Raw genomic sequence first — 23,813 nt, forward strand, 5'->3', positions numbered from 1 at the left:
CTTAGAACGGCAGTTTGGCATCCGGCTTGGCAGCTAGCAATACCGCCTTAAACTCCGCCTGAATACGGGCAATCGCTTCATCACTATCAGCCTCAAAGCGCATTACCACTACTGGGGTGGTATTAGATGGTCTAGCCAAGCCAAAGCCATCGGCATATTCCACGCGCACACCATCGATCGTATTGATTGACTCGGAAGTAGGGAACTTAGCATTCGCTTTGATGGTTTCTAGTAAGGCAAAAGGCTCACCTTCAGTACAAGCAAGTTGCAGTTCAGGTGTACAGATCGCATTTGGCAAATTATTGAGCGTTTGGTTAGGATCTTTCTCTTTTGAAAGAATCTCTAACAAACGTGCGCCGGTATAGAGGCCATCATCAAAGCCAAACCAGCGATCTTTAAAGAAGATATGGCCTGACATTTCACCGGCAAGCGGGGCACCAGTCTCTTTTAGCTTGGCTTTGACTAAAGAGTGACCCGTTTTCCACATTAAAGGCTCGCCACCATGCTGCTTTACATAGGTCGCTAGGTTACGGGTGCACTTCACGTCATAAATAATCTGTCCACCTGGATTTCTGGAGAGAACATCTTTGGCAAAAAGCATCATTTGACGGTCTGGGAAGATCACCTGACCATCTTTAGTGACCACACCCAAGCGATCGGCATCGCCATCAAAGGCAAGACCTAACTCATTGTCGGTAGTCTGTAAGTTCTTAATGAGGTCTTGCAGGTTCTCAATATGCGCAGGGTCTGGATGGTGATTCGGAAAATGACCGTCTACCTCACAAAAGAGTTCTTGCACTTCGCAGCCCAATGCCCTAAAGAGCTTGCCTGCAAATGCGCCACCAACACCATTGCCGCAATCGACCACAATCTTCATCGGGCGAGCCAGTTTCACATCACCCACAATACGCTCTAAGTACATGGGGAAAATATCAAAAGTGCTGCGAGTGCCTTGGCCACTAGCAAATTTCTTGGCTTCAATGCGTTTACGTAAAGCCTGAATCTGGTCGCCATAAATAGCTGCACCACCTAAGACCATCTTAAAGCCGTTGTAGTTAGGAGGATTGTGGCTACCAGTGATCATGATGCCGGACTTCGGTTTCTTTCCATTGAGTGTTTGATTGGCACCAAAGTACACCATCGGTGTAGCAACCATGCCTAAGTCAATCACATTAATGCCGGTGGAGAGCAGGCCTTCAGTCAACGCCTCAATCAGACTAGGGCCAGATAAGCGACCATCGCGACCAATCACAATTTCAGTCTCACCCAATTCACGCATCTCTGTACCAAAGGCTTGACCAATCAGTTTGGCAATCGATGGATCTAAGGTTTCATCAATAATGCCGCGGATGTCATAAGCTTTGAAAATCGATGGAGAAAGTTGCATGGTGGTTCTTTCGTTGTCTAGGCTAATGCTAGAGCTAATAAAACTATTGATTAAATAAGTTAATACGGGCAGCAGTGACTTCATCAATGCCAGCATTGGCTTGCACAGTGCCACCATCTTTTAAAGCAGCCTCAATCGGCTTGGCCAGGACTTTGCCTAACTCAACGCCAGGTTGATCAAAGCTATTGATATTCCATAGGGCACCTAAGGCAGCTGTGCGACTCTCATAGAGTGCCAAGAGTGCGCCTAAGTAAAACGCATTGAGCTTGGGCAGGATCAGTAAGTTGCTAGGGCGCTTGCCTGGGTAGGTATTGTTTGGGTTATCTGTCTTCTTGCCGTTAGCTAATGCTTGAGCTTGAGCCAAACAGTTTGATAACAAGATGCGGTGATGTGCCTTTGCTTCTGGCAAATGACTCATTGGCTCACGTACCGCAATGAAATCAATCGGAATAATTTCTGTACCTTGATGCAGGAGCTGGAAGTAAGAATGCTGGGCATTGCTACCAGAGCTGCCAAACACGACTGGACAAGAGAACTTCACTAGCTTGCCATCGCGATCAACGCTCTTGCCATTACTCTCCATATCCAGCTGTTGCAACCACTTTGGAAACCAATCCAAAGCATCCGCATATGGAATGACTGCATAGGACTTGATGTGGTGTTTTTCTTGTTGGTACAGCAAGCTCAAGGCCATGATGACCGGGAGATTTTCTTCAAGCGGGGCAGTTTTAAAGTGCTGATCAATGGCTTGCGCGCCGGATAAAAATTCTTTAAAAGTATCAAATCCATACTGCAAGGCAATGGGTAGGCCCACTGCTGACCAAACAGAATAACGACCGCCAACCCAATCCCAGAAGGGGTAGATGTGGTCTTGCTCTATACCAAACGCTTCAGCAGCTGGTACATTGGCCGTAACTGCAAAGAGGGATTTACTAACTTGACTATCAGTCAGGCCATTATTTTTGAGCCACTTCACCACTGCCTTGGCATTCATAGTGGTTTCCAGCGTCGTAAAGGACTTGGAAACAATGATGACTTTAGTGCTGTGCGGTAAGGCCCGTTGCAAAATGCGATTGAGTTCTGCCGTATCGATATTGGCCAAGAAATGCATGCGCATGCCACGGCTCTCGATATCGGGAACATGTGCTAAAGCTTCGATTGCAAGGCGCGGTCCAAAATCAGATCCGCCAATACCAATATGAATAACATCGGTCACACCAACCCATTTATTGCATAAGGCTTCGATTCGGTGCCAAACCTCCGCAACGTCTGGCATGACATCTTTGCCGTCTACCAAAACTGGTGATTTATCCAGATTGCGCAGGGCCGAGTGCAGGGCGGGGCGATCTTCAGAGTTATTGATGTGCTTACCGCTAAACAGGTCGGCAATAAATTGCTCTAAGTGCGCTTTTCTGGCTTGCTGAAAAAGAGAAGTCCAACCAGCCGCATCAATGCCTTGATAGGCGCTATCTAAAGCGATACCGTTAGTTTGATGGAGGGGTTGCGAGTTCTGTGCAGCAGGTTTTAAAGACATCTATGAATTTTATCAATAACTACCCCTCAAAAACCCCAAAAACCACCTTAAACCACTGAAAATGTTACGATTTCATGATGAATACAAGCAAATTTAGATGCAGGATCGGGTAAATGGAGCGCGTTGACTGTGTCGTTATTGGTGCTGGGGTCATTGGCCTAGCGGTTGCCAGGGAAATGGCTCTGCAAGGCCGTGAAACGATTTTGCTCGAGCGAGAAAGCGCATTTGGCACGATCAGTAGCGCCCGTAACAGCGAAGTGATTCACGCTGGTATTTATTACCCCAAGGATTCTCTCAAAGCTAAGTTGTGTGTAGAGGGTAATCGCATGCTCTATGAGTATTGCCGAACGCATCATGTGGCCACGCAACCTTATGGAAAACTCATCGTAGCTAGTGATGAGTCTCAATTGGATGACTTGCAAGCCATCCTATACAAAGCGCAACAAAACCAAGTCCCAGAAATAAAGCTCATTACTGGCGAGCAAGCTAAAGCAATGGAGGCAGATCTCCAATGCGCTGCTGCAGTTCTTTCATCGACCACAGGTATTGTTGATAGTCACGGATTTATGCTGTCTCTATTGGGTGGATTCGAGGATGCTGGCGGCATGATTGCCTATCAATCACCTCTGATCAGCGCTAAACCAATTGGGACAAGCGCTCAAGATGGATTTGAGTTAGAAATTGGTGGAGCGGATGGCATGAAGATTCAGACAAAATTGCTGATTAATTGTGCCGGCATGAGTGCCCCAGCGATTGCGAAAAAAATAGAAGGTCTTGCACAAGAGCAAATACCCAAAGCGTATTTTGCTAAAGGTAATTACTTTTCTTTATCTGGTAAATCGCCATTCAAACATTTGATTTATCCCATCCCAGAGCCTGGTGGCTTAGGCGTGCACTTAACTCTGGACATGGGTGGCCAAGCTAAATTTGGCCCCGATGTGGAGTGGCTCGAAATCGATGAAGAAAATCAAATTGATTACACAGTAAACCCAAAGCGAGGCGAGGGCTTCTATGAGGCGGTCAGAAAGTATTGGCCTGGCCTGAAAGACAATGCCTTACAGCCAGATTATTCAGGCGTGAGGGCAAAAATTGTCCCGCCCAATGCGCCTGCAGGCGACTTTTGCTTCAATATGCCTAAGGATCATGGGCTAGAAGGCCTCTTTAATCTATATGGCTTTGAGTCCCCCGGGCTGACCTCTAGCCTTGCCATTGCCAAGCATTTAGAGGGGCAAATCAAAAGTTCTTTATAATCTCACCATCGTTCAAAAGGAAGAGTGGGTGAGCGGTTTAAACCAGCAGTCTTGAAAACTGCCGACTGTCAAAGGTCCGTGAGTTCGAATCTCACCTCTTCCGCCAAGTCAATAGGTATTACAAGGGTTTGTGGCAATACAACAGCCTTGTTACCAAAATCGTTACCAAAGCCATCCTACGGGGTGGCTTTTCTTTTGGCGCTGAGGGTCCGCTATCGGCCAATAGCAGACTATCGATAAAAGCTACTTGACTCCAAATGAGGCAATAGCGAAGTCAATTAATGTTTTCACCCTCACAGATGTTTTATGGCGCTCAGCATAGACAGCATAGATATCAGCATCTGGTGTTTCAAAGTTTTTCATTACCTGTATTAATCTGCCGGACTTAAGGTGTTGTGTGACATCCCATTCAGCCCTCAAAACAATGCCTCGGCCATCTAGTGCCCAGTTCACGGCAATGCCACCATCATTTGTTGTTAAGTTACCGCGAACTTTTGCGCTATCGGTAAATTCATTTTTTGACTTACCTTTACCGCTCGAGAAGCGCCACAGTCCATAACCCTCATCACCTTGGCGTATGCCAATACAGTTGTGTTTAATTAATTCACTGGGTGACTTTGGTTCGCCATATTCCTTAATGTAGGCGGGAGAGGCTACAAGTATTCTTTTGTTGGGGGCTATCAGCCTAGCAATTGATCTAGAGTCAGGTGGATGACCAAATCGAAAACAAACATCATAGGCATCATCGGTAATCGGGGGAGGGTTTACGGATAGCTGTAATTGAATATCTACTTGTGGAAATTGTTTTACATATTCAGCTATTAAAGGCGCGATATGACTGCGTCCAAATCCGAGTGTCGCATTGACTCTAAGTAAGCCTTGTGGAGCTTTTGTTGAGCCCCACAGCATATGCTCAAGATCATCAATTTCACCCAAAATTCTTCTGGCATGGTCTAGATAGATTTCGCCCTCATGGGTAAGGCTCATTCTTCGCGTGGTTCTATTTACGAGCACTAATCCTAGGCGAGATTCCATTTGCGCTAAATGTTTACTTACTGCGGCAGTTGTCACCCCAAGCTCACGGGCGGCGGCCCCAAGACTCCCAGAGCTGATGAGCGTTGAAAAGAATCCTAAATCAGCGGGATTAATACTTTTAGCCATTTTCGATTGTTAAGTAAAAGTTAACTATGGTTTAACTTTATACATGATTTTTTAATACCCTTCAAATTTATAGTGCCAATATTCCAAGCCTCTAATGGGCTGATGGAGTCAATTATTGGAGGGGACAGAATGTTAAAAAAGGTAACAAAAAATAGCCTAGCAATTCTTTTGTTGTGTAGCTTTATAGGGACAGCAGCCGCTCAGGCATACCCAACCAAAACAATTACGATCATCGTGCCGTTTCCCCCTGGTGGAACAACTGATGTCTTAGCAAGAGCGGTTGCCCAAAAACTGGGTCCAGTCCTAGGGCAATCAGTCATTGTTGATAACAAGCCTGGCGCTGGCGCAACATTGGGCGCTGGATTGGCTGCTAAATCTGCTCCTGATGGCTATACGCTTTTCATGGGCGCCGTACATCACACAATCGCTCCCGCGGTTTATAAAACTCTGCCATACAGTTTTGAAAAAGACTTTGCGCCAATCACTACTGTGGCATTAGTACCAAATATTATGGTTGTGTCTGAAGCTTCACCGTATAAAACAGTTAAAGATGTTGTGGCAGCAGCAAAAGCAAAGCCTGACTCACTTTCCTATGGTTCAAATGGAAATGGCACAGCACAGCACATGATTGGCACGCAGTTCCAGATGTTGACTGGCACTGAGATTCTTCATGTTCCGTACAAAGGCTCAGCTCCCTTGGCAACTGATTTATTGGGTGGTCAAGTAACTATGTCGTTTGACACCATCACTCCTGTTTTGCCGTTTATCAAAGAAAAGAAATTACGCCCATTGGCAGTCACAACGGCTAAGCGTTCTTCAACGCTACCTTCTGTGCCAACAATGAAAGAGTCTGGAATCAATATGGACATAGGTACTTGGTTTGGTCTTCTTGCTCCGGCTGCAACACCTAAAGAAGTTACCGCAAGACTTAATACCGAAATCGTAAAAATTATTAAGTCACCTGAGTTTCAAAAACAAATGTTTGATATTGGCGCTGAACCTGTAGGCAATACACAGGCACAAATGGCAAAACAAATATCTGAAGAAACAGCTAAATTCGCGGGGCTAGCAAAAGCCGCGAAATTGGCAATCGAATAATTACCCAGCATTCACATACAAAGGAGCACATAGTGAATAAGCAATCATCCGTCGTGGATAAAGAGGCAGCAGTAGCAGATATAACTAATGTCTTATCAAAGTTCACCTCATATATTGGCAAGCGTTTGCCAACGGATGTAACTACCAAATTAGGTGAGTTACGAAGCAAGGAAGTGAATTTCCTAGCTAAAGAGGTTTTCGAGTCAATGCGTGAAAACCAAGAGTTGGCAGATAAGCTAGATCGTCCGAGCTGCCAAGACACCGGAGTCATTCAGTACTTCCTCTCTGCTGGTTCAAACTTTCCTTTATTGGGCGAGTTGGAAGATATTTTGCTTAATGCTACTAAAGGCGCTACCAAAGAAGGTCCATTACGTCATAACGCAGTTGAAACTTTTGAAGAAAAAAATACTGGCACCAATACTGGGTCAAAGATTCCATGGCTAGACTGGGAAATTATCCCTGGCGCTGATCACTGTATCGTTGATGTTTATATGGCTGGTGGTGGATGTACATTGCCCGGTGCTGCTAAGGTACTGATGCCAGGACAAGGTTATGAAGGTGTTGCTGAGTTTGTATTTGATGTCATCACATCACGCGGTGTAAATGCCTGCCCACCATTATTGGTTGGTGTTGGCGTTTCTACTTCAGCAGAAACTGCTGCCCGCTTATCTAAGAAGGCAATCTTGCGCCCAGTGACCTCAAGCCATCCAAATGCAAATGCGGCGATGATGGAAGAGCTACTCACTGATGGTCTAAACGAATTGGGATTAGGTCCACAAGGGCTTACTGGTGCCAACAGTGTGATGGGTGTAAACATTGAGTCATCCGCACGCCACCCATCCACAATCGGTGTAGCTGTATCAACCGGATGCTGGGCGCATCGCCGCGGCAAGATCAAGATCAATGCCGATATGTCTTACGAAGTTATTTCCCATGAAGGATTCAAGCTGTGAAGAAAATTCTACAAACACCAATAAAAGACGAAGATTTAGAAGCATTAAACATCGGTGATGTGGTTTATCTCACTGGAACCTTGGTGACTTGTCGTGATGTTGCTCACCGTCGTTTAATCGAGTTGGGACGTGAGTTGCCAGTTGATCTTAAGGGCGGGGCAATTTTTCATGCTGGCCCGATTGTTCGTCAAAAAGAGGATGGCGAATACGAAATGGTCTCTATTGGACCAACAACATCCATGCGCATGGAAAAGTTCGAAAAAGAATTTATCAAACAAACAGGCGTTAAGTTGATTGTTGGTAAGGGTGGTATGGGTATCGAAACGCAAGAAGGTTGCGTTGAGAACAAGGCGGTTCATGCCATTTTCCCGGGCGGCTGTGCTGTTTTAGCAGCAACTAAGGTTGAGAAAATTGAAGATGCTCAATGGAAAGACTTGGGGATGCCAGAAACGCTATGGGTTAACCGAGTTAAAGAATTTGGCCCACTAATTATCTCAATTGATACTAAGGGCAAAAACTTGATTGAAGAAAATAAGAAAGTATTCAATGCTAAGAAGGGCCCAATCTTAAGCAAAATTAACGAGAAGATTCGCTTTATTAAGTAATGGCTTTTAATTAAATGACGTGAGGTTACTTTTTAGCCCACGTCATTACTTAAAAAGGTTTGGTTGTTAGGAAAAATTCATGCGTTCTGAAAATATCCAAAGCAGTTTTATTAAATCCTTTAGAAGTAACTTCCCAGTCAGAACCTGGTGTGCCAACCAATCATTATCTGATGATAGTTACTGGACTCTAGCTTTATGTAAAGAAGAGGCGGAGAAATACCAGACAAGAGACGAGTGGGAGAAAGGGAGCCCAGTTAGCTATCAAAAGGCGATCAATAGGGGTTGGTTAACCAAATGTACAGCTCACATTGTCGGGTTTAAACGAAAGCCTGCTGTACAGGAAACTTGGACACTGGAGCGGTGTGCAGAAATTGCCAAGCAATGCCAGAAGCGCGCCGAGTTTAAAGAAAGATTTCATTACCCATACGAGAAGGCTAGGCAAAATGGTTGGCTCGATATTTGCTGTGCGCATATGAGCTAGCCTTACGGGCGTCAGCTTTGGGTCGTTAGCAGTCATTGCGGAGGTACTTTCCGCCTAGGTGCTATGAGGAGCCGGGCTTATAGCCTGAATCCCTTAATAGTTACCAAAGAAGTTACCAAAAGCGTTACCAAAGGCATCCTGCGGGGTGGCTTTGGTTGTAACTTAATGCCTGTATTTATCAGGTGAGCCCTTGTTGGTGCCATCGCCCTAGAGGTTTGCTTTTTTTAGCAGGTCAGCCACTGAATGCTTGAGGGCCTTTGCAATCTTAATTAAGTTAATCATTGCCAGATTGTGCTCACCCCGCTCTATACCGCCCATATAGCTACGGTCAATGCCGACCTCATTGGCAAGCGCCTCTTGTGAGAGGTTTAGATCGCGTCTTATATCCCTGATGGTGGCCCCTAAGGCAACTAAATCAATTGAGCCGCTATGCGTGGGTGAGGGTCTTGCCATAGGCAGAATATTTGCCTATTGACGTTTTTAATACCACGGGAGATGATACCCATAGTTACAAATCAAGATAATCTTTACCAGTCAAACCAATGCCGCACAAAAAATACACTTACCTTTTTATCTTACCTGCTCTTGTATGGTCGGGATCTGTAATGGCTGGCTTATTTGGCCCATCAAACTATGATGAGTGCATCTTGGATGGAGTGAAGAAGGCTAACAATAAGGCTGCGGTCCATGCCGTTTATGATGTCTGTGAAAGAAAATTCCCATCACCTGAGGACAAAAAAACTGAACGCGAAAGAAAGGCCTTGATAAAAAAATGCCGAATATCTGAGAAGGTTGATTCCACAATATCGTATATTGGCCTTCAAAATACTCCTGAAGTTTGGTCTGCAATAGAAAACATAAAAAATATTAAGTTGGTTGCGGATGGTTATACCCCCGTGGTGAAATTTCAGAACAATAACCAAAGCGGGATTTCAGGCTTGATGCTTGGTATGGGCGTAAAAGGTAAAAGTTGCCCTACAAATTACGCTGAATATGATGCTACGTTTTATTGTGGGGGTAGCTGGGAAGGGGCGGGTGTGTCACCCAATTCTTATGGGAGCGTGCCTTGCCCAGAGGAGGTTAAAAATTTCTCCAGAAAATCATTTTGCATAATCGGCTTGCGCCCACTGGTATCTGATGGTTCGGGTATGGCGAAAGCTCTTAACGAGCTTGGAATGTGTAAATAAGGCAGGCATGACAAGAATATCCTCTTACAGCGTCTATCAGTGCCCCGTTTGTAAACGAGAGCATATTCTTCCAAATTACGCATCAATAAGTATGACCGTAGCTATAGATGCATTCGTACCTGATGAAGATTTGAGGATTTGTATTGATTGTGGAGTTATAAGGCCTTTTAAGCAGTTTATTTACGTAGGCTCAATACAAAAGCCAAAACCTGATCGCACCCCCTTTTACGTGAAATCATTTAAGCGGTTATTCGGCATGGACCATACTAAGGCCGACCTGCACCCAACCCAAATCTATCCTTACTTAAATTCTCCTAAATAGGAAAGATGCTGTCGAATCAATGGTCTAAAAAAAGGGGGTAGTGCATGTGACGCATTCGTGTCAGCGGTGTTGTATTGCTAGCTTCAATCGGCCAAAAATGGCTACCTCTTCAAGAAAAACAACGTTTTAACCTCTAGAGTGGTGAAATGCACAAAATTTGCTGCGCAGAGTAAAAGTTGCCTTATTTTATGTTTTAATTATTAGTACTAATTTGCATTTTGCTTGCTATATGAAAAGAAAGATTCAAATGTCTAAAAAATTCCTAATTCCTGTTGGTGCCGCTATTGCTGCTTTGGCTGCTAATAATTCAAATGCGACTCTTGCCCCAAAGATTGAGAATGGCCTGTCAAAACAAAATCAATCAAATCTAGCCGATTTGAGTGATCTCATCAGCAGCCCCATTAAATCTTTCGAATATGAAAAAAATGGTGAGTCGCACTTACTTATGATGAAAAAATTAGACTCGGGGCAAGTTCTTGCTTATCACTCATCACACGCATCGCATGCTTCCCATAGCTCTCACAGATCAGGTAGATAAATGGTGGCTTATGCTGGGTTGGTGCTAACGTTTAACGAAGATATTTACTCTATTGATACTTTGAAAAAAGCTGCCTATAAAGGTATATCTAATTATTCAGTGGTAATTAATAAAAAAGGCACTCAACTCGAGTGCCTTTTCTCTTTCCCTCCTGAAACGCCATCTGAAAAAATTTCATTCTTAATGGATGATTTTAAGAAAGAGGTATTAGATCAAGATTTGCGCGAGACGATTAAAAAAGAAACAGAAGGTGTCAGAAACTTAATACTGGCCCATGCGTTTTCAAAGGCGGGTTTAATAGGGAATGAGTAAGTTTCAAAAGATTGAGTTCTTCAAAAAAGAAAAGAGCCAGTATTCGTTACTACCATTTAGATTCGATAGGTTAGATGGCGCTAGATGCGTTTTGACTAACTTAGCTGGAGAGTATCTCGTCATTAGTGATGATGCTCTAAAGTTATTTGTATCCCATGAGTTAGATGACGGCTCCCAAAGCTATATAGATTTGAGGGCAAAGCATTTTTTGGTTGATGGCAAAACTAATGTAGCCAAAGAATTGCTGGAAGTTAAGCTTAGAACAAAATATGCAAACTTAAGTGAATTTACCGCCTTACATATGTTCGTGGTTTCACTTAGGTGTGAGCATAGCTGCCCTTATTGTCAAGTTTCTAGGCAATCTGATGACAAGATGAAATATGACATGACTGAAGAGATTGCAGATAAGGCAATTGACCTCGCTCTTCGATCTCCAGCTAGGGCAATAAAAATTGAATTTCAGGGTGGGGAGCCATTGCTAAATTTCCCTATTATTAAGTACATAGTTGAGCAGGCTAATTTTAGAAAAGGCAGTAAGAATGTTAGCTATGTCATTGCCACTAACCTCGCGCTGATTAATGAAGAAATACTGGATTACTGCAAGAGCAACGCAATTCAAATATCGACTTCTCTAGATGGGCCAAAAGATCTTCACAATAGCAATCGCCCAAGGCCGGGAAAAAATAGCTACGAGAAGGCAGTTTCAGGCATCAAGATGGTCAGGGAACGCCTTGGATTTGATGCAGTTTCAGCATTAATGACAACAACTGCTGCTAGTTTGGATCGGGTTGAGGAAATCATTGATGAATATATTAATCAGAATATGCCCGGTATTTTTTTGAGGCCGTTATCACCATATGGGTTTGCCTTAAAAACAAAAACATTCAAAGCTTATGGGGTAGATCAGTGGAACGAGTTCTACTTTAAGGGGCTGGAATATATTATTGACCTCAATCGTCGTGGCATTGAATTCAAGGAGTACTACGCAGCCACAATATTGGCAAAAATGTTTACAAGTCAAGATCCTGGGTATGTGGATTTAATGAGTCCTGCAGGTATTGGGATAAGCGCAATCATTTATAACTATGACGGAACGGTATACCCATCGGATGAGAGCAGGATGCTTGCTGAAATGGGGGATGATTCTTTCAAGCTTGGCAATGTATTAACTAATAGCTATGAAGAAATATTTTTAAATGATGTCTTGTTAAATCCGATAGAAGAATCTTTTTCCTATAGCGTTCCAATGTGTAATGACTGTGCCTTTGAGGATTACTGTGGCGCCGATCCAGTCTTCCATCATGGGATATATGGTGACTTTGTGGCAAGAAAACCTGATTCCCAGTTTTGTCAAAGAAACATGGCTATTTTTAAATATTTGATTAACAAAATGGAGTCTGATCCATTTGTAAAAAGGCTTTTCATGCTCTGGGGGCAGCCTCATGCTTAAGCTTCACGGCAATGCTTTAGATTCCAATATTGTCGTTGGTTCTCGCCAACTATTTACAGTCACTCGCTCCAGCGCATTGGTTAACTCTGAAAAAAGGCGGTACGCCTACTTACTGGACGGCATGGATGTGGATAGCGATTATGGGTGCTATTTGGATTTTGGCGGTACCCACAAATCTAGTTCGCATATGGATGGCTACCTTAATCTGCCAAAAGAAATGGGTTATTTAGCCGAGGGTGACATTATTAGCGTCGAGCCAAGTGGCCATGCCAATGTCGTTTTTCGGGTCAAATCACCACACAATACAATTCTTTTGACTGAGCGTTGCAATCATTACTGTTTGATGTGTTCTCAGCCGCCCAAAGATGTGGATGACTCCTGGTTGATGAGTGAGGCGATGGGCTTGTTAGATTTAATCCCTAAAGAGACAGGAAATATTGGTTTTTCCGGTGGCGAGCCAACTCTTTACGGCGCCCAATTTATCGAACTGATAAGCAAAGCGAAGAAAAGCCTTCCAACAACAGCAATTGATGTCCTATCAAACGGCAGAAGGTTTAGTGATCTTCAGTTTACGCAGGCATATGCTGCAATTAATCATCCAGATTGCCTGCTGGGAATTCCAATATATTCCGATGACCCTGTAAGACACGATTATATTGTTCAGTCCTCGGGTGCTTTTGATGAAACTGTTCGTGGAATCTTAAATTTAAAAAAATACAATCAAAAGGTTGAGATAAGAATTGTTATTCACAAGCAATCAATCGAGAGATTGGTGCAAACATGTGAATTTATTGCTAGAAACCTATTGTTTGTTGATCATGTTGCCCTAATGGGCTTGGAGATGATGGGCTTTACCAGGGCAAACTTAGATTCTTTGTGGATTGATCCTATTGAATACAAAGATACATTAAGTGAGGCTGTTGCCGTATTAAATGCCTACGGAATTAGAGCTTCCGTATATAACCACCAGTTATGCCTTGTTAATCCCGATGTTTTGCCAAACTATGTAAAGTCTATTAGTGATTGGAAAAATGAATTTGTTGATGAGTGTAATCCCTGTCAGCGCAAATCTGAATGTGGCGGGTTCTTCTCATCCTCTAAAATTCATCGATATAGCGACAACATAAGCCCATTTATCGGTTGATTCTATGCAAAGTAGAGTTAGAAAATTATTGACAATATTAACCTTCGGGTTCATCGCTGTATCTATATATTCAGCATATCAAATATATTTTTTTAGTGATCCACGATATGCCATTGCAGATGAGTCGGATCCCGAGCGAAACGATCAAAGCACTCCGAGATCTTTCATTCTTCCGGCAACCCCTGCTGTCGCCATCGAGCAAGAGAAGAGGGTGGCAGAATTACGATCTGGCCTAAGCACCGAGAAATGTATAAGTAGGCTGCAAGATTTAGGCTATCAAATTGATGATATGGATACTTCATTTAATGCAACATACATCAAGGCAATCATTGAATTTCAAAAATCGAACGGAATGTTGATTACAGGGTCTGCAGACAATCAGACCAGAGCTAAATTGGGATGTTGAAATGAAATATGAAAAATATCTAATTGCCTTAAATGTTGTAGCGTCAGTTGCCTGCATTTCACTAGCTATCAAATATGTGGCTCTACCATTTGCCGCCGCAAATATCTATAAAGAGCAATACAAAGAGCTGGTCTTTGGCTGCGATAACGTCATGAGAGATCATTTAATTGCGAAAAACAAGGTAATTAACGATAAAACAGAAGATTCAATTAAGCGGCTTAAAGCTGCCGAAGTGGGGTTGATGACGTGCGACGACTATGACAGGTTGCGAAAGAAAATGATTGATCTTGGGGTTTCCGAAGGCAAGCTTTCCATGTTTGGTCTGGAGGCAATAGAGGAAAAGGCTGAGGATGTGCGTACTTTTGTGAGGACACATGAATTCAAGTACTAAAAATATATTCTTCGGCCTTTTGCTTATATATTCCGGATTTGTAAGCGCCAATTCAAGTGCTGAAGAGAAGATTATTAAAGGTCAAATTAAAGCAGCAGGCTTTGTTCCTGCTGCTGAGCTGTATCGCAACCCGGATGAGCCTTTAGCAGATTTGGGAAAAACCTTTTTTGAAAGCAATAAGGGCCTTAGCTTAAATGGCAATATTTCATGCAGAACTTGCCATCAGGATAAGTTTGGCTCTGCAGATGGTATTCCGAATGCGGCAGCTATTGGTGGTGGTGACGGGGCCACAAAAGTTGGTCCAGAAAGATTAATGAATGGAGCAAAGCAATTACCCAGAAACACGCTTGCTTTTTGGGGTAGAGGAGCTAAAGGCTTTGATGTATTTTTTTGGGATGGAAGAGTTGATTTTGCAAATTCAAAAAAGTTAACTCAATTTGGCTCAAAAACTCCGTCGGGCGATGCCTTAGTCACAGCAGTTCATTTGCCGGTGGTGGAAGTTCGAGAGATGCTTGATGAGGATGATTTTGTCAGAAAGCATAAGATCGAATCTGTTGAAAAATCAAAATTAGTCTATCAAGCTATTGCAAATAATTTAAAGACGGTCGAGCCCAAAGCTAGCGCTGATTTGGCGGTAAAGCTTAATAAAAAGACTCAGGATTTGGAGTACATCGATTATGCAAGGGCGATAGCTGCATTTATTAGAAAAGAATTTAGATTAAAAGAAACAAAGCTCGAAAGAGTGGTACGTGGATCAGACAGCTTCTCCGACTCCGAGTTAAAGGGTGCCAGAATTTTTTACGGGAAAGGTGCATGCATTACATGTCACTCTGGGCCGCATTTCTCTGATTTTAGTTTTTATACAGTTCCATTTCCACAGCTGGGCTTTGGAAAAAATGGGTTTGGTGTTGACTATGGCAGATATAACGTCACCTTTAATCCAAAGGATCTATATAAATTTAGAACTGCTCCGCTGTATAACGTTGAAAAGACTGCTCCATATGGACACTCTGGCTCCGTGAATACGTTAAATGAGGCTATTACAGCTCACTTTGATCCATTGTCATTGGTTGCGGTTGATAAATTAAACAAGTTCGACAGGTACGAGCTTGCAAAAAGATTGGCTTATGCGGATAGTACTAGTAGGGTTGGTTATTTGACTCCGGATGAAGTTAATCAAGTCGCCAGTTTCTTAAAAACACTTAGCTTTGCCCAGTAGCGCTTGCTGTTTTCTACATTATTTATTTTCCCGATCTTTTAGATTGCGGACGTAGACTCCGCCAAACGACCATTGCCTACAATGGTTTGTGCCAGATAGCACTAAAGTTACCAAAGTTTGTTACCAAACCAAGCCTGAGCATTGCTCGTTGTTGCTGTAGCTTTGATTGGGGTTTGATGTTCTGGTTTGAGGTTTGAGGTTCGAGCTTCACAACCTTGTCGAGGGGGTGTCCCCCTGTGATTTATTCTAGAGGGCTGACCCCACCCGGCCCGTACCCCGTCTTTTAAGAATGGGTCCCATCCACTTACCCGTACACACTGTTTTGCTCAAATGATTTTAATTTTTTACACGCATGTCTAATCTTCAACAGTCTTTTTTATGGCAGCCGCCAAGTGTTCGGTATTTGTCATCTCCAGGCGGACGTATCCTTTGGGTCGACGCCCACGAGTTTTGGTTCCATTAAATAAGTTGATATGGTCGCCAATATCTCTTAAGTAGAGCAGGGCAGCACTTCGCTTGCTGCGAACCTCTCGCTCCTGCCTAGATTCGCCTTTATTTCTATACTGCGGATGCTCCGCGCCTTGGAGAATTTTTCTAGGCTTGACAATCCCTCCATGCATCCTGCAACGGTTAGCCTTGCTGCTGCGGACCGGCATATTCAAGCAGGGCAATCTGGTGCGTTTGCATTTGGCACCACATAACGGGCGGGTAGAAAATTTAAAAGAGGGTAGCGGCATATGTCTAATATTTGACAGTGCTTAACACTGTAATAACCCCTTCAAGGAGGCCGGTGGAAGAAATAAACTCTGAGCCCCATGCAAACGGAATGTGGATTTCACCCAGGCGCATGAATTTCGCACGTTGTTCGTTATTAAATTGTGCGGAGATAACCCTTGATATACATGGGTTGGATGGCGACCCCACACATCGCACACTTTATTTAAATGTAAGTAATTATTAATATATGGCATAGGGTGTATTAGCAATAAATAACATTTGCATTATTTCTGTGTGAACTGTGCGAACCTTTGCAAGTCTTTGGGATTATTGGGAATATCGTCACACACATAACTTAGAAAATGGTTTGTTGATAGTGGCGAGCAATCTCTGTTTCGCTCATCTGGTTGTAGTTTTCGAACTGCTTGGCTATGGTGTATAGACCCTTGCGAGTTCCGTTATCGAACTTTGCCTTCTTAGTTAGTTTTTTGTACCCCAATCTTTTTAAGATGGTTGCTACTGTTTTGCCAGAGCACTTGGTAGGGTGTGTGCCGCTGTTGTAGTGCGCAGCTAGGTCCTCAGTGCTGATGAGGTCATGCTGTTTACCCTCGGCTTTGAGTAGGGCGTTTTCCACCCATTGCTCAAGATCGGATTTATTGCTATCAAGCATGCTGAGCTTTGACTGGCTCATGGGGGCGGGAGCAGTTGGATCAAACGAACCAATATCAAGGTTTAGAAGGTGGTCTAAGAGGGCTGCTTTGCCACCAGCCTTGATCCAGTCGACAAAGCTTTTACGTATTTCTTCTGGAAGCTTCTTGTCTGGCCCTTCAGCTACAAAAAATCGCCTGTCTTTGTTATTCAGGTACACGGCATCTGGGTGGTTGCTGAGAAACACATACTTAATTAGATTTTGCTCTGAAAACTTAGATGTATTTTTGACGTTGATATTATTTTCAGTGGCGGTAATCCACCCCTTGATTCGGTCTGCAGTGCTGCGCTTATCGGCGCTAGACACTTCATCAGCAATAACAAAGACTTTCTGAGACTGCCATTCGGTAAACTGGTCGCTAAATACCTCATTGCCGACCACCTTAAAGTGTCTTTGATTAAATAGACTCCCAATAGTTTCGAAAAGTAAACCCTTGCCGACCCCTTCTTCGATTGACCACACCACGAGCGAGACAAGAAATTTAGTGCCCGGATCTTGAATCATCTTTGCCAGCCACTTTATGCAGTAATCCCGCTCCTGAACGTTGGGTAGTACGAAGTTGGTCAGCGTGATAAAGGGCGTTACATCTCCGGGCTCTGGTTTGGTTGTAAAGCCACGCCAAGTATTGAATGACCCATCCTTCAGTGTCGATGGCTCACCAGGGGCTAGCAATAGACGTGTTACGCTGCGGCGTTTTGGGCTTTTGAGCCATCCTCTACCCAGGGTGGTTGCTTTTGTTTCTCCATTTGGCTTGTGGGGTACGTTGTCGTAGTGCATGCAAAACTTGGGGGCAGCCACATACAACCCATTTTTGATATCGTAAATTTCTCGCGTGAAGTTATCCCAGGCATAGTCTTGATTTAGGAGATCAATTGCATCTAGTGGGCAAATAGCTTCTTGGTCTTCTAGAGTGGGGCTATCAGTATTGATACGTGGGGGTGGGGTACCCTTTACCTGCGCCCAGAAAGCATCAAGCTTTTCTTGGGTGATCTCTTCTTCTCTGGCGTAAGAGTTTTGTTGGATGTTTGCCCAGTAGCGATCTTGGGTTCGATCATTATTTTTGGAACCATGCTGCCAGTCCATTAGGAATACTCTGATTTCCTCGATATTAAAACCACCCCGCATGAGTGAGGTTGCCATACCCATATCCATGGCCGATCCTGATTTATCTACAAGACCTTCTGTGTTTCCAAAGAAGCGAGCTTTTGCTGCTGGGTTTGTATCCAGGAAAAGATTGAAACGAGTTTTAAGATGTTCAGTAAGTTCAATTCTGGCAATGGGTTTCTGGGATTGAATGCTTTTATTCTTTGAGCGGAATTCAGATCGAGTCTGTTTGATCAGTTGTGGCGTAATCCCAAGAGCCTCTTGAATTGATGTGGGCGTGTATTCTCGAGGCGAATGGTAAATAATTTTTGCTAGCGTGGGTTCAGTGGGGTAGCCTTTCCCAAGCTTTGCTAGGCTAGGGTGGTTTAGTGTCCCAGGAAGTCTAAGAATGCGGCTGCAGTCCTGCGTTGAATCTGCGTCCCAGTGCTTTGCAATCGCTCGATTGAGTATTTCGTACTCCTCCCTTTGTGGGGTTTCTGAAATAGCCATCCCAGGATTGATTCGGTAAAGAACTTGTAGCCCGTTGCCTGAATCAATAATAAGAGAAGCATGTTCTTGCAGTATTGGTATTAGCGAGATTAGATATTCTCTGGCAGCAGAATAGGATCCATAGGCGCTAATATCGGGGTCAATATCAGCCCATACAAACCTTGCGGTAACCATATCTAGTTTTGAATACCGCTTATCTATGGCTTTAGCAATATTGGTATGGAAATAGCAATTACGACCGGATGCATTTGCTTCTAAAACCCAGGCCTGCGCCTGAGCCACTTGGTGTGGCATCGCAAATGTTTTGCAAGGCACGCTGCTTTGCTTATCTTTCGGATCAATTGTTGCCAAAGTTAATTGGCCCTCTGGAATAAGTTCAGCCAGTTGAATGGAGAGGGCGGGGATGTCTGCAAGCATGTTCATGGCAATACCTTTTGGGTAAATTCGGTAACTGCCGCAAACGTCAACTCTAAATCTTCGCGTAACTTATTCAAGTCAACTAAAACCGGATGTATTTCTCCTGATGAATGCGTGATGTATTGATTAGGATTGATGGTAAGCGAGCAGTGCTCTAGCCAGTTTTTATTGCTTATTGATGGCTCAAGTATGCAGACTTGATCCGATCCCCTGGTGCGCAATGCAATTATGGACATGCAAGCCAGGGTATTGTCCGGCCTGATTGGCTGAATCATGGAGAACGCATCCACATTAACCTCACCAGTCGGGGAAATATATTTTGTTTGGGTAATAAGGTCAGTGCTACTTGAGTTTTGGTAGCTTTGCTCGTAGGTTTCTATCTTTAGTGCCGTCACTGGAATAACCTGAGCAGAACTGCAAAGACCTGAATCCTCAACTTGGTCTTGCCAATACTCAAGAACTACGAGCTCTATTGGTTCTGTGGGAGTGATCAGTGTAAAATGCTGAAGGGTTCTCATACTGCCTCCTTCGCTTCTGATTGAAAATGGCTCTCAATCCAGTCGTCCACATCCGATTCTTTCCATACGCAGATACCGCCAATGCGCGCAGGAGCAACAAACTCTTGTCTAGCAAGCTTCAGCCAAATCGTACTTTTGGCGAGTGTTGTCTTTTTTGATACTTCAGCTATTCGAAGCAGTTGTACAAAGCGTTTCATTTGTGTTCCTTTCGTAATGTTTAAACACAAATGAATTTTTTCAGTCAATCAAGCGGCAGTCGATTCTTAACTTAAGTTGCAATTATTTTTTTGTTGTTGGTTTGCACCCAGTCAATTTTTCATAAATTTTTCTAAGAGTGGAGTCGCTCCAGCCTGTGGTTGTATTTAAAACAGGAGCTCCAGCAATGGGCTTTAACGGCGTACCATTATGTTTTTGGTTGCGCGGCGCCTTAGGGACAGGTGGATTGGGGTGTGCTTTACGAAGTTGTCTCGTCCAGGCCAAATAATCTGATCCAATTGCTTTCCTTCTTAGGGCCGCCTCCAGCTTGATGATTTCATTCTTGCAAATAAGTTCATTTTCCGAATATTTGGCTGCTAGCTTCGCAGCCCTCCTGTCAGCCATTTTGGTGCTGTGCCAGATAGCCCAGCGCTCCATGTGGATGAGTAACTCCATACATTTTTCTAAAGCGGTTACATAGGATGAATATGACAGTTTCTCGCCTCTAGGCTTGAATTTAAGTGACTTGGTTATCTGCTGGTTAATAAATTCAATGTCGGAATTTATAGCGTCAAATTCATGATCAAGTAGTTTTAACGTGTCTTCTTTTGAAGCTTTCAAATCTGGATTTTTGACGACATCGATAGATTCAATAATCGAGTGCTGATAATCTAGGCAGGCTGTAGCCCTCGCCAGAGTGCTGTATGAAGGCGGTAGTGGGTGTAGTAGTTGCGACATCTTTTCTCCTAGGCTGCCTGTAATTCATAAATATTATTTTGGACTGGAATGGAGCAGTATGATTCCCAGTCTAAGAGGAGAGTGCGTCTTTTTTCAAGTAAATCTTTTCGGCGATACGCCGCTTCAACCTTGTTTCCTATGGCATGGGCTAGCGCCATTTCTGCCACCTCAGATGGGTGGTTTGTTTCCTCTGAAACCCAATCCCTGAATGAGGATCTAAAGCCGTGTACGGTCGCATCAATTTTTGCGCGTCGAAGCATCATTGGCATTGCCATATTGGTAAGCTTCTTTCCCTTCACTGAAAATAGATACTTGCTGTCTTTATCCATTGCTCTTGCTGTTGCCAATACATCCAAAGATCTTTGGCATAGTGGAACCCGATGCTCCTTTTTGGCCTTCATTCTTGAGGCTGGAATTATCCAGATATCGCCTTGAACCTCTTCTCTGAGTCCATCGATGACCTCGCCAGTCCTTGATGCGTTAAGAATCGTGAATTCTAGGGCTAGGGCGCTCATTGTTGCTGTTTCACGAAGATTTGTAATTAGCCCAGGCACTTGGCGATATGGGAGTGCCTTGTGGTGCGCTACTTTTTTAACCTTGTTGGGGGCGGGTAAGATGGTTTGTAGATGCCCACGCCAAAGTGCTGGGTTAACACCTGTGCGCAGCTTACGGGTGGTAGCGGATGCCAGAATCCATTCAATTCGCCCCCTTAGTCTGGATGCCGTCTCGGTCTTGGTTGTCCAGATGGGTGTGAGGATTTTGAGAATATCCTCTGTTTCAATCTCATCGAGCCCCATGTTGCCGATGAAAGGGTAGGCAAATTCACTCAATGTATATTCCCATTGGTCTCCGTGCTTCTGATTTGTCCATTCCGCTCGTTTAGATTTAATGCAGGCCTCGGCAAACTCCTTAAAGCTGAGTTTTTTAGTCTGCAAGGCAAGTTTTTGAGCTTTAGCGGAATTTTTGACTGCCACCGGATTAATTCCTCTATCTAGATCATCTCGGGATTGTTGCGCCTTGATTCTTGCTTCCGCTATAGATAGAGTGGGAAATGAGCCTAGGCTGATGTTGTGCTGCCTATTTTCATAGCTGTATCGAAAGATCCAGTATTTTTTCCCATTTGGCTTTATCCAAATATGCAGGCCCTTAATTAAGGCGTCCGTATATCTTCCTGGGGTTCTGAGGTTTTTGACTGTTTGATAGTCGAGCTTGATTGTCATGATTTCACCATTGGTTACCAAAGTTTGTTACCAAAATCCACCCTTGGAATGGGGTAGATCGCTTTAGATTTCAATGTATGACTTCAGACGCTTTTTACCTATTCATAACTTAAGTTATGAGAAATTCTGCTTTTGGAACAACTGGTTAATGCATCTAAGGGGGTCTAGGCAATGTCACTAGCGTCTAAAGCCGTACACCCCTAGGCTAAGCCACCTCTTCCGCCAGTTCAAATAAAAAAGCCCAGCAACTACTTGCTGGGCTTTTTCTTTAATCTACTGCTGAAGAATAATTACTTCTTCGCAGCTGGCGCGCTTACTACTGCAGCGATTGCTTCTGTGTAAACCACTTTTACTTGATCGTTTACAGCGATATCTTTCATCAAGTCAGGATTCTTAACCTTAACCTTGAAAATATTTCCTTGTGGACCTTTCAAAGAAACAGTATTTTTAGCTGTATCAATCGCTTCAACGTTCGCAGTTGCAGTAACGGTATTGGTAGTGATCATGCCTGGCTTGTCACCTTGTGGAGCGGTTACAGTGCTAGTGCTAACTTGCTCACCAACTGCGCCTGGATTTTTTACCTTAACCAACTCAACAGCTACAGCGAGTTCATAAACAACATCAAAACGGTCGCCTACCTTAATTTCTGCAAAGTTCTTCACTTCAGGGCCGGCAACGATAGATGTTTCGCCATCACTATTTTTGAGGGTAACAGTACGGGTTGTAGCATCAACTTTAGTTACTTCACCATCATAAAGAAGCGCTGCTTCCTGTGCAGCTACTCCAGCAATAGGAGCCTTTGGTTTGGTGAGCATCATGTAAGCGCCAACCGCAATAGCGGCAATAACGATAGCAATAATAATTTTTTTCATAATGGTTTATTCCTTAAGATAATCAAATTGCACCACCATAGAGTGGTGATGCGGTAATGTTTAAAAACTAGCGGTCTAGTATTTATGGCTATTGTATTGTTATCGCAACTAGCAAGCTCTTAATCTGGCAAATCCACTATTTAGACCGTGTATCAGTCTTTTTAATGATCATCTTGGCGCCATCGGTATCAAAAGCGTTCATGAAGCCTGGGGGGTGTTTGCTCCAGGGGTAGCCCTTAATTGCTTGTGCATAGCCATATTGAAACAGCGCATTCATATACTTCGTATCGAACTCTTCATTATGAGGTTCATTGAAGTCTGAGCCGATATAGGCCAAATTAAATCCCAGCTGATCATTTATAGCAGTGTTGTAGATGCGATAAAGATCGCCAATACCCTGCGTTTGAATTAGTTGAGAAATAGCACGTCCCGCAACGCTGAGGGTGCGACGCTCAGTTTCATTCCAACGGGGATCCAGTCTAGAGTTGCGAATGATGAACACTTGACGATTGGCGCGACGCTGAATGCCAAGCTCCTTAGCTTTTATTGCAGCGGAAGCGGGATATAAGAATACTTGGGTACTTGCGCCGCCATCAACATGCATCTCTTGAAAAACTTGCTCATCTAGTAAGAAGTCAAACATGACTGGCGGAAAGGCACCAGGGATAGACGCGGATGCCAGCATGATGCGGCGAAAGAGTTCTAGCGATGCAGGGGTACCAATACTAGCAATGCGACCCATATTCCAAATCACAGGCTGACCTGCATCAATATTGGTAGTACCAATCAATAACCAGCGCCCATTGGTATCGTATTCATAGGCAATTTTCTTAAGGAAATTGGCATCAACATATTTAGAAATCAATTGATATAAAGGGCTTGAGTCGGCTAAGCCATCACTAAAAATGCCAGAAAGAATGCTTCTCTCAATGTACACATCTTTTGGTTTTATGGTGGTGTACACCTCTTGCAAGAGGGGGTCGTAGTCTTTACCAAGATAAGCAAAGGGCGCAATTAACGCACCAGTACTAATGCCGGTTACTAAATTAAAGGAAGGTCTAGAGCCTTGTTTGGTCCAACCAACCAAAAGACCAGCTCCAAATGCACCATCATCACCACCACCAGAAAGGGCTAAGTAATTAGCATCACCCGTAAAGGCATTCTTGCCACGTGATTTTTCAAGCGCAATCACGTCATTCACCATGGCATCTACACCGGCTTGTGTAGAGATGAGATATCGAACGCTAGGTAGTCCAGCGATTTGAGCTTTGGCAAGAGACTGCGCGGGAACGGCAGATTTACGCTCTAGGGCAGAGCAACCGATGAGGGATAAGGCTACAAGAACAAAGGCAGCAAATCTTAGGGGTAGTGAGGTTCTATACGTTGAATTCATAAT

Annotated in this window: 24 protein-coding genes and 1 tRNA gene; 14 read left to right on the forward strand and 11 right to left on the reverse strand. The window is 43.8% G+C overall.

The window, feature by feature from the left end:
- Position 1 precedes the first annotated feature (1 nt).
- Positions 2 to 1,387 (reverse strand): phosphomannomutase/phosphoglucomutase, encoded by a 1,386-nt coding sequence (locus ICN23_RS09745; protein WP_216232056.1) that lies wholly within the window; start codon positions 1,385 to 1,387, stop codon positions 2 to 4.
- 43 nt (positions 1,388 to 1,430) lie between these two features.
- On the reverse strand, positions 1,431 to 2,921 hold the full coding sequence (gene pgi, locus ICN23_RS09750) for a glucose-6-phosphate isomerase (RefSeq protein ID WP_216232057.1): 1,491 nt from the start codon (positions 2,919 to 2,921) through the stop codon (positions 1,431 to 1,433).
- 113 nt (positions 2,922 to 3,034) lie between these two features.
- Here pgi and ICN23_RS09755 point away from each other — a divergent pair, with 113 nt between their 5' ends.
- Entirely contained in the window at positions 3,035 to 4,171 is a 1,137-nt protein-coding gene (locus ICN23_RS09755) for an NAD(P)/FAD-dependent oxidoreductase (RefSeq protein WP_216232058.1), read from the forward strand.
- Positions 4,172 to 4,189: 18 nt separating this feature from the next.
- A tRNA-Ser gene (locus tag ICN23_RS09760) sits at positions 4,190 to 4,277 on the forward strand.
- Positions 4,278 to 4,414: 137 nt separating this feature from the next.
- On the opposite strand, the gene ICN23_RS09765 is transcribed toward ICN23_RS09760, so the two are convergent.
- Positions 4,415 to 5,332: a LysR family transcriptional regulator gene (locus ICN23_RS09765; RefSeq protein ID WP_216232059.1), complete on the reverse strand. Its 918-nt coding sequence runs from the start codon at positions 5,330 to 5,332 to the stop codon at positions 4,415 to 4,417.
- Positions 5,333 to 5,461: 129 nt separating this feature from the next.
- Here ICN23_RS09765 and ICN23_RS09770 point away from each other — a divergent pair, with 129 nt between their 5' ends.
- The 4 genes from ICN23_RS09770 (at position 5,462) to ICN23_RS09785 (ending at position 8,469) form a co-directional block, all read left to right on the forward strand.
- Positions 5,462 to 6,430, forward strand: a complete 969-nt coding sequence (locus ICN23_RS09770) for a tripartite tricarboxylate transporter substrate binding protein (protein ID WP_216232060.1) — start codon at positions 5,462 to 5,464, stop codon at positions 6,428 to 6,430.
- Between the two features lie 53 nt (positions 6,431 to 6,483).
- The gene (gene ttdA / locus ICN23_RS09775) at positions 6,484 to 7,383 is read left to right on the forward strand and encodes a L(+)-tartrate dehydratase subunit alpha (protein ID WP_216232086.1); all 900 of its coding nucleotides are present in this window, start codon (positions 6,484 to 6,486) and stop codon (positions 7,381 to 7,383) included.
- Entirely contained in the window at positions 7,380 to 7,988 is a 609-nt protein-coding gene (ttdB, locus tag ICN23_RS09780) for a L(+)-tartrate dehydratase subunit beta (protein ID WP_015421408.1), read from the forward strand. The genes ttdA and ttdB overlap by 4 nt, the downstream gene beginning before the upstream one ends.
- Before the next feature lie 79 nt (positions 7,989 to 8,067).
- The gene (locus ICN23_RS09785; RefSeq protein ID WP_216232061.1) at positions 8,068 to 8,469 is read left to right on the forward strand and encodes a hypothetical protein; all 402 of its coding nucleotides are present in this window, start codon (positions 8,068 to 8,070) and stop codon (positions 8,467 to 8,469) included.
- A 207-nt stretch (positions 8,470 to 8,676) separates the two neighbouring features.
- On the opposite strand, the gene ICN23_RS09790 is transcribed toward ICN23_RS09785, so the two are convergent.
- Entirely contained in the window at positions 8,677 to 8,922 is a 246-nt protein-coding gene (locus tag ICN23_RS09790; protein ID WP_216232062.1) for a helix-turn-helix domain-containing protein, read from the reverse strand.
- Between the two features lie 152 nt (positions 8,923 to 9,074).
- On the opposite strand from ICN23_RS09790, the gene ICN23_RS09795 reads away from it, so the two are divergent.
- From ICN23_RS09795 to ICN23_RS09830, 8 genes are all read left to right on the forward strand, one after another.
- The gene (locus tag ICN23_RS09795) at positions 9,075 to 9,656 is read left to right on the forward strand and encodes a hypothetical protein (RefSeq protein WP_216232063.1); all 582 of its coding nucleotides are present in this window, start codon (positions 9,075 to 9,077) and stop codon (positions 9,654 to 9,656) included.
- A gap of 569 nt (positions 9,657 to 10,225) precedes the next feature.
- Positions 10,226 to 10,516, forward strand: coding sequence for a His-Xaa-Ser repeat protein HxsA2 (gene hxsA2, locus ICN23_RS09800; RefSeq protein ID WP_216232064.1), 291 nt, complete (start codon positions 10,226 to 10,228; stop codon positions 10,514 to 10,516).
- A complete protein-coding gene (gene hxsD / locus ICN23_RS09805; protein ID WP_216232065.1) occupies positions 10,517 to 10,828 on the forward strand; it encodes a His-Xaa-Ser system protein HxsD in 312 nt (103 codons plus the stop codon). It begins immediately after the preceding gene.
- Positions 10,821 to 12,278, forward strand: coding sequence for a His-Xaa-Ser system radical SAM maturase HxsB (hxsB, locus tag ICN23_RS09810; RefSeq protein WP_216232066.1), 1,458 nt, complete (start codon positions 10,821 to 10,823; stop codon positions 12,276 to 12,278). Before hxsD ends, hxsB begins: the two co-directional genes overlap by 8 nt.
- On the forward strand, positions 12,271 to 13,422 hold the full coding sequence (hxsC, locus tag ICN23_RS09815; RefSeq protein WP_216232067.1) for a His-Xaa-Ser system radical SAM maturase HxsC: 1,152 nt from the start codon (positions 12,271 to 12,273) through the stop codon (positions 13,420 to 13,422). The genes hxsB and hxsC overlap by 8 nt, the downstream gene beginning before the upstream one ends.
- Before the next feature lie 4 nt (positions 13,423 to 13,426).
- The gene (locus tag ICN23_RS10105; protein ID WP_370624787.1) at positions 13,427 to 13,828 is read left to right on the forward strand and encodes a peptidoglycan-binding protein; all 402 of its coding nucleotides are present in this window, start codon (positions 13,427 to 13,429) and stop codon (positions 13,826 to 13,828) included.
- A 1-nt stretch (position 13,829) separates the two neighbouring features.
- Entirely contained in the window at positions 13,830 to 14,219 is a 390-nt protein-coding gene (locus tag ICN23_RS09825) for a TIGR03982 family His-Xaa-Ser system protein (protein WP_216232069.1), read from the forward strand.
- A complete protein-coding gene (locus ICN23_RS09830; protein WP_216232070.1) occupies positions 14,203 to 15,438 on the forward strand; it encodes a cytochrome-c peroxidase in 1,236 nt (411 codons plus the stop codon). The genes ICN23_RS09825 and ICN23_RS09830 overlap by 17 nt, the downstream gene beginning before the upstream one ends.
- 1,072 nt (positions 15,439 to 16,510) lie before the next feature.
- On the opposite strand, the gene ICN23_RS09835 is transcribed toward ICN23_RS09830, so the two are convergent.
- From ICN23_RS09835 to ICN23_RS09865, 7 genes are all read right to left on the reverse strand, one after another.
- Positions 16,511 to 18,880, reverse strand: coding sequence for a primase-helicase family protein (locus tag ICN23_RS09835; RefSeq protein ID WP_216232071.1), 2,370 nt, complete (start codon positions 18,878 to 18,880; stop codon positions 16,511 to 16,513).
- Positions 18,877 to 19,392 carry a hypothetical protein gene (locus tag ICN23_RS09840; protein ID WP_216232072.1) on the reverse strand — a complete coding sequence of 172 codons (516 nt, stop codon included), beginning with the start codon at positions 19,390 to 19,392 and terminating at the stop codon, positions 18,877 to 18,879. The genes ICN23_RS09835 and ICN23_RS09840 overlap by 4 nt, the downstream gene beginning before the upstream one ends.
- Entirely contained in the window at positions 19,389 to 19,589 is a 201-nt protein-coding gene (locus ICN23_RS09845) for an AlpA family transcriptional regulator (protein ID WP_216232073.1), read from the reverse strand. Before ICN23_RS09845 ends, ICN23_RS09840 begins: the two co-directional genes overlap by 4 nt.
- Positions 19,590 to 19,671: 82 nt before the next feature.
- A complete protein-coding gene (locus ICN23_RS09850) occupies positions 19,672 to 20,325 on the reverse strand; it encodes a hypothetical protein (protein WP_216232074.1) in 654 nt (217 codons plus the stop codon).
- 8 nt (positions 20,326 to 20,333) lie between these two features.
- Positions 20,334 to 21,545, reverse strand: coding sequence for an integrase arm-type DNA-binding domain-containing protein (locus ICN23_RS09855; RefSeq protein ID WP_216232075.1), 1,212 nt, complete (start codon positions 21,543 to 21,545; stop codon positions 20,334 to 20,336).
- A 290-nt stretch (positions 21,546 to 21,835) separates the two neighbouring features.
- Positions 21,836 to 22,417 (reverse strand): hypothetical protein, encoded by a 582-nt coding sequence (locus ICN23_RS09860; protein WP_216232076.1) that lies wholly within the window; start codon positions 22,415 to 22,417, stop codon positions 21,836 to 21,838.
- 136 nt (positions 22,418 to 22,553) lie between these two features.
- Complete coding sequence (locus tag ICN23_RS09865) at positions 22,554 to 23,810, reverse strand: patatin-like phospholipase family protein (protein WP_216232077.1); 1,257 nt, start codon at positions 23,808 to 23,810, stop codon at positions 22,554 to 22,556.
- Positions 23,811 to 23,813: the final 3 nt, after the last annotated feature.

Origin of the sequence: Polynucleobacter sp. MWH-Jannik1A5 (assembly GCF_018881795.1) — a bacterium.
Lineage (GTDB): Bacteria > Pseudomonadota > Gammaproteobacteria > Burkholderiales > Burkholderiaceae > Polynucleobacter.